Here is a 5,417-nt window from a genome sequence, read left to right on the forward strand (position 1 = left end):
GTCCCCGCCGACGCCGTCGTGCCGAGCCTCGCCCACGTCACCCCCGCGTGGCTCGCCGCCCTGGTCGACCGTCGGGCACCCCGGTAGGGATGACCTCGGCGTTGGCGTTGGCGTCGAGGGCGAGGCGGCCATCCTTGCCGTGATCCGGGCGGCGTGCCCAGAACAGCGCGTGACCGCTGCTGCCCTCGGGGACGAATCGTTCGGACTCGACGACGAGGCCGGCCGCCGCGATCCACGACCGGTAGGTAGCGGCGTCGGCCTGGCTCCACCACATCGGCTGCCCACTGCCGAGCCAGTCCTGCTCGACGCCGGTCCACGCATCATGGCCGGTGACGGCGAGCAGCCAGCCGCCCGGCCGCAGCCAGGTGGCGATCCGGGCCAGCAGCGCCGGTTGGCTCCGCAACGGCATGTGGATCAGCGCGTACAGGCTGATGACGGCGTCGAAGGCGGTGGACGGGAAGTCGACCTCGGTCGCGTCGGCGTGCAGGAAGGTGGCCGCCGGCATGAGCGTGCGCGCACGTCGCACCTGTTCGGCGCTCAGGTCGACGCCGGTCACCCGGCGGCCCGCGGCGTTCAGGGCGCGTGCCACCGGAACGCCGCAGCCGCAGCCGACGTCGAGAACCGCGCCACCCGCCGGCACGCGTGCGAGCAGGTCGGCGATCCAGGGTCCGTAGGGTCCGGCGTCGTCATCGTCTCGCCGGTAGTGGTAGGAGATCGCGTCATAGCTGCGGCGCACCAGGTCCGTGGGATCATGGTCGATCACGCCGACGAAGTTAACGTCCCACCAGCGCCACGGCGACCCGTTTTCTGGAGCGTTCCGACGACGACGACGGCGACCCGACGCCGGCCGCCCACCTGCCTGGTTGGACGGGGCCGGGCTCAGCGGGACAGGGCGGCGTGCATCTCCCAGACGAGGATCTCGGCGGGCTCGACGCCGGTGACCCGCGGGCCGCCGACGCCGGTGAACCGGACCGCGTCACCCTCGCGCAGCGGGCCGGCCCCCTCCAGCGTGACCTCGCCGCGGGCGACGAACAGGTGCAGGTACGGGGCGTCGGGCAGCTGCACGCTCTGGCCGGTACCGAGTCGGGCGACGTGCAGCGCCGCGTACCGGTTGCGGATCCGGATCGCGCTGGCGCCGTCGTGGCGCGCCATCCCGGAGGCGACCGGGACGAGGCCGCCGCCGAGGAGCTCGCCGTCGATCTCGAGCTGCTCGTAGCCCGGGGTGATGCCCTGCTCGTCGGGGACGACCCACATCTGGACGAAGTGCACCGGCTCGTCGTGCGGCTCACCGCCACCGGCGAGGCGCCAGGCGTCGTTCTTCTCCGAGTGCAGGATGCCCCGGCCGGCGCTCATCCGCTGCGCCAGCCCCGGGTAGATCACCCCGGAGTTCCCGGTGGAGTCCTGATGGACCAGCGAGCCGCGCAGCACCCAGGTGACGATCTCCATGTCGCGGTGCGGATGGGTCTCGAACCCCGCGCCGGCGCGCACCGTGTCGTCGTTGCTGACCAGCAGCAGCCCGTGGTGGGTGTTGGCCGGGTCGTAGTGCTGGCCGAAGGAGAAGGAGTGCTTCGAGTCCAGCCAGTCGATCGTCGTCGTCGGGCGCTCGGCGGCGCGGCGGATGTCGACGTCTCGCTGCGGTGTCACGCTGGCCATGATGGACCCTTCCCATCTTTATGACGTGTCATTAAGCTAGATGACATGTCAAGCAGATCTGAGGGCGGCGCATTCCCGGCGGGGCCCGTGCGGTGGCTCGACGAGCGCGAGCAGCGGGTCTGGCGCCGGTACCTGCTGATGACCAGCCAGCTCGCCGCACAGATGAACCGCCAGCTCGCCGCCGACGCGGGGCTCTCGCTCGCCGACTACGAGGTCCTCGTCCGCCTCACCGACGTCCCCGCCGGGCGTCTTCGGGTGACCCGGCTCGCCCGCGATCTGTCCTGGGAGCAGAGCAGGCTCTCCCACCACGTCTCCCGGATGGCGCGCCGTGGCCTGGTCGCGCGGGAGGAGTGCGCCGACGACGGCCGCGGTGCCCTGGTCGCGCTGACCGAGCAGGGGCGGGCGGCGATCGAGCGCGCCGCACCGGCGCACGTGGCCTTCGTCCGGGCCAGTGTCTTCGACGCCCTCACCGACGCCCAGGTGGACACCCTCGACGCCATCCTCGGTTCGGTCCTGTCGGGTCTTCGATAGCCGGACGCGACCACGGGCGCACGCGCGTCAGAGTGCGGGACGGGAGACCGAGGCGCGGTCGAGCAGGATACGGGCCAGCTCGGCCGGGTTGCTGATCATGGCGTTGTGGCCGGTGTCGAGGTCGACGATCTCGTCGACGCCGCCGAGGGCCTCGATGGAGCGGCGCTGGGTGGGCACCGTCTGCGCGCGGTCGCGCAGGGTCAGCAGCCAGGTGCGGGGCACGGAGCGGTCGAGGCCGGTGCGGTCGGTGGGTTCGATCGTCACCCGGGTGGACTCGCCGTAGAGCCGGGACAGGCTGAACGCCCGCTGCTCGCGGGTCATGCCGTTGCAGAACGAGTAGCGCGCGAGTAGCCGGGGCATCGGTGCGGCGGGGCGGCCGGTCGCGGCCTTGCGGCGGGCGACCCAGCCCAGGATGCCGGGCACCGTGTCGACGATCGAGCGGCCCTGCGGTGGCACGGCCGCGCCCAGCAGGATCATCCGGCGCACGCGTGCCGGGCCCAGCCGCGCGACGACGCCGGGCACGGTCAGCCCGGCCATCGAATGGCCCACGATGATGAACTCGCCGATGCCGGCGGCGTCGATCTGCGCGATGGTGCTCGTCACCCAGTCGTCGACGGTGACCGTGGCCAGGTCGGCGGGCGCCGAGCGCCGGCCGGGCAGGTCGACGGCGAGCACCGGGGTGCCCGGCGCCTGTAACCCGATCTCGGCGACGGTGGGTTCCCAACAGTCCCCGGCGTGCTGACCGCCGTGCACGAGCACGATGCCGACGTCCGCCATCCCCGACCTCCTGTATCCGTTCATCTCGGTCAAACGTGAGAAGACCCTAGATGATCTGACGTTGGCGTCAAGAGGTACGGCGGCGGGCGAGGCGGTGGCGGCATCCGGCGCGAACGGGTCGTAACGTGGCGGCCGGGGCGTCCGCATCGCCGACCGGCCTGGCCGCGGCGGACGCCGCACGCACATGCCGACACCGACGGGGACGGGAGCGCCGATGCCGCTGTGGCAGCAGGCCGCGGTCGGGGCCGGGGCGCTGCTGGCGCTGGCCGTGGTGGCCCGGGTGGTGCACCGGTGGTGGCCGCGGCGCGGCGTCGAGCTGGTCGCCGCCGCGTCCCGGGAGGCCGGCATCATCCTCGGCCTGTTCACGCTCTGGCAGATCGCCCGCATCCTCGGGGTGACCCGGGTCGCCGGCGGCGTCGAACGCGCCGAGTGGATCTGGCGGGCCGAGCGGTGGCTGCACCTGCCGAGCGAGGTCGCCATGGAGCGGTTCATGCTCGGCCACGAGGGCCTGCTGCGGGCGGCGAACGACTTCTACGGCTGGGTGCACTTCCCGGCGATGAACCTGTTCCTGGTGTGGGTGTTCGCCCGCCATCGCCGCGCCTACCCGTCGGTGCGCACGACGATCGTGCTGTTCACCGGCTCGTCGCTGCTGTTCCACATGTTCCTGCCGGTGGCGCCGCCGCGGATGCTGACCTCCGTCGGCTTCGTCGACGAGGCGGTGCTGCTCGGCCAGTCGGTGTACGGCGAGTTCGGCAGCGGGGTCGCCGCGCAGCTCTCGGCACTGCCGTCGGTGCACGTGGGCTGGGCGTTCCTCATCGCCTACGAGGTCATCCGGATCAGCCCGAGCCGGTGGCGGTGGCTGATCGTCCTCCATCCGATCGTGACGACCCTGGTCGTCGTCGTCACCGCGAACCATTTCTGGGCCGACGGCATCGTCGCGGTCGTGCTGCTGGTGCTGGCCGAGCTGGTCGGCCGGGCGCTGACCCGCGCGCTGCGCCGGCTGCGTGGGCGGATCCGCGCCCGGCGCGACGCCGACGCCGGACGGGGGCGCCCGGACCCCGTCGCCGCGCTCGTCACGGTCCCGCCCCCCGCCGGCGCCCGCGAGCCGGTCTAGCCGCCCACGATGGCGCGCCCGCGCAGGTCGGCGATGTCGGCCGCGCCGTGGCCGAGCTCGGCGAGGATCGCGTCGGTGTGCGCGCCGGCGTGGGCGAAGCCCTTCGGGCTTGTCGCGGAGCGGGAGAACCGGGTGGTGGGACCGGGGCGCAGGTGGGAGTCGAACACGTCGCTGTGCACCGTCACGCAGTACTCGTCCGCCGCGGCCGGTTCCACCTGGATGATCGTCTGCTGGGAGCGCTGGGCGACCTCGACGCAGCCGACGCCGGCCGCGGTGAGGTCGTGTTCCCAGTCGGCGGCCGGCCGGGTGCCGAACGTCTTCGCCAGCACGTCGGCGAGGGCCGCCTCGTGCTCGGCCCGGCCCGCCGCGGTCGCGAACCGCGGGTCGGCGTCGAGGTCGGCGTGAGCGCCGGGGCCGGCGTGGGCGGCGAGCGCCGCGGTGAGCCGCGGCCACTCCTTGTCCGCCGGGGCGGCGAGGAACACCCAGCCGTGCGCCGCCGGGTAGATCCGGTAGAGCGCGGACAGGCCCCAGGCGTCGTCGTCGACCTCCCGCAGCGCCGGCTTGCCGGGGTAGTCCACGACCTGGTCGAGGATGGCGTGCGTGGCGGTCGCGAGCATCGTCGCCGTCAACGCGCCCGTGGCCCGGCCCCGGCTTCTGGCGACGAGGCCCAGCAGGATCGCCGAGGCGGCACCGAGTGCGGCGATGCCGTCGGCCTGCACCGGCACGGCCGCCGCAGCGGCGAAGCAGCGCACCGCGCCCGTCTTCTTCTGCGTGACCGTGCTCACCGCGCTGCGCACGCCGGGGGCGTCGGTGAGGGCCAGCCCGCTGGCCGCGCCGATCGCCGGGGCGTAGGCCGGCCGGTGGCCGTAGGGGCCGTCGGTGCCGTAGCCGGGGGCGTTGACGTAGACCAGGTCGGGGTTGAGGGCGCGCAGCGTCGCGGCGTCGATGCCGGCGCGTTCGGCCGCGCCCGCCCGGAACGCCTGCAGGACCACGTCGGCCCGTTTCGCGAGTTCGTGGACGATCGCGCGGCCCTCGTCGGTGGCGAGGTCGAGGCACAGGCTCTCCTTGCCCTGCATGACCTTCGCGCCGCCGGATTCGGGGAAGCCGCCGACCCGGCGGATCGTGTCGCCCTCCAACGTCTCGATCTTGATGACGCGGGCGCCGAGGTCGGCCAGCAGGGTCGCGGCGAACGGCCCGGCGAACATCAGCCCGAAGTCCAGCACGGTGATGCCGGCCAGCGGCTGCCCGGTCGCGCCGTCCTGTGACGGCGTGGCGGTCGGCGGCGGAGCTGTGGCTGGCGGCGGAGCTGCGGTCGGCGGCGGCGTGGCGGTCGGGGCGGCGG

General features: G+C 73.7%; 6 protein-coding genes. 2 read left to right on the forward strand and 4 right to left on the reverse strand.

Annotated elements, in window-relative coordinates:
* Positions 1-37: 37 nt before the first annotated feature.
* The gene (locus NBZ85_RS27085) at positions 38-763 is read right to left on the reverse strand and encodes a class I SAM-dependent methyltransferase (RefSeq protein ID WP_261559355.1); all 726 of its coding nucleotides are present in this window, start codon (positions 761-763) and stop codon (positions 38-40) included.
* A 116-nt stretch (positions 764-879) separates the two neighbouring features.
* The gene (locus NBZ85_RS27090; protein WP_261559354.1) at positions 880-1,653 is read right to left on the reverse strand and encodes a pirin family protein; all 774 of its coding nucleotides are present in this window, start codon (positions 1,651-1,653) and stop codon (positions 880-882) included.
* A 45-nt stretch (positions 1,654-1,698) separates the two neighbouring features.
* Between NBZ85_RS27090 and NBZ85_RS27095 the strand changes: the two genes are divergently transcribed.
* On the forward strand, positions 1,699-2,184 hold the full coding sequence (locus NBZ85_RS27095; protein WP_261559353.1) for a MarR family winged helix-turn-helix transcriptional regulator: 486 nt from the start codon (positions 1,699-1,701) through the stop codon (positions 2,182-2,184).
* Positions 2,185-2,211: 27 nt separating this feature from the next.
* Here NBZ85_RS27095 and NBZ85_RS27100 read toward each other — a convergent pair whose 3' ends face one another.
* Complete coding sequence (locus NBZ85_RS27100) at positions 2,212-2,961, reverse strand: alpha/beta fold hydrolase (RefSeq protein ID WP_261559352.1); 750 nt, start codon at positions 2,959-2,961, stop codon at positions 2,212-2,214.
* 214 nt (positions 2,962-3,175) lie between these two features.
* On the opposite strand from NBZ85_RS27100, the gene NBZ85_RS27105 reads away from it, so the two are divergent.
* A complete protein-coding gene (locus tag NBZ85_RS27105) occupies positions 3,176-4,075 on the forward strand; it encodes a phosphatase PAP2 family protein (RefSeq protein WP_261559351.1) in 900 nt (299 codons plus the stop codon).
* On the opposite strand, the gene NBZ85_RS27110 is transcribed toward NBZ85_RS27105, so the two are convergent.
* Positions 4,072-5,417: CaiB/BaiF CoA transferase family protein (locus NBZ85_RS27110; RefSeq protein WP_261562861.1), on the reverse strand; the 1,346-nt coding region annotated here is incomplete at its 5' end. The two genes, NBZ85_RS27105 and NBZ85_RS27110, sit on opposite strands and share 4 nt — an antisense overlap.

The sequence above is a fragment of the Frankia tisae genome (assembly GCF_025403405.1).
Classification (GTDB): domain Bacteria; phylum Actinomycetota; class Actinomycetes; order Frankiales; family Frankiaceae; genus Frankia; species Frankia tisai.

Excerpts from the sequence above, each read along its gene's own strand:
- NBZ85_RS27090 (WP_261559354.1), bottom strand. The coding sequence starts at position 1,653 with ATGGCCAGCGTGACACCGCAGCGAGACGTCGACATCCGCCGCGCCGCC.
- NBZ85_RS27095 (WP_261559353.1), top strand. The coding sequence starts at position 1,699 with ATGTCAAGCAGATCTGAGGGCGGCGCATTCCCGGCGGGGCCCGTGCGG.
- NBZ85_RS27100 (WP_261559352.1), bottom strand. The coding sequence starts at position 2,961 with ATGGCGGACGTCGGCATCGTGCTCGTGCACGGCGGTCAGCACGCCGGG.
- NBZ85_RS27105 (WP_261559351.1), top strand. The coding sequence starts at position 3,176 with ATGCCGCTGTGGCAGCAGGCCGCGGTCGGGGCCGGGGCGCTGCTGGCG.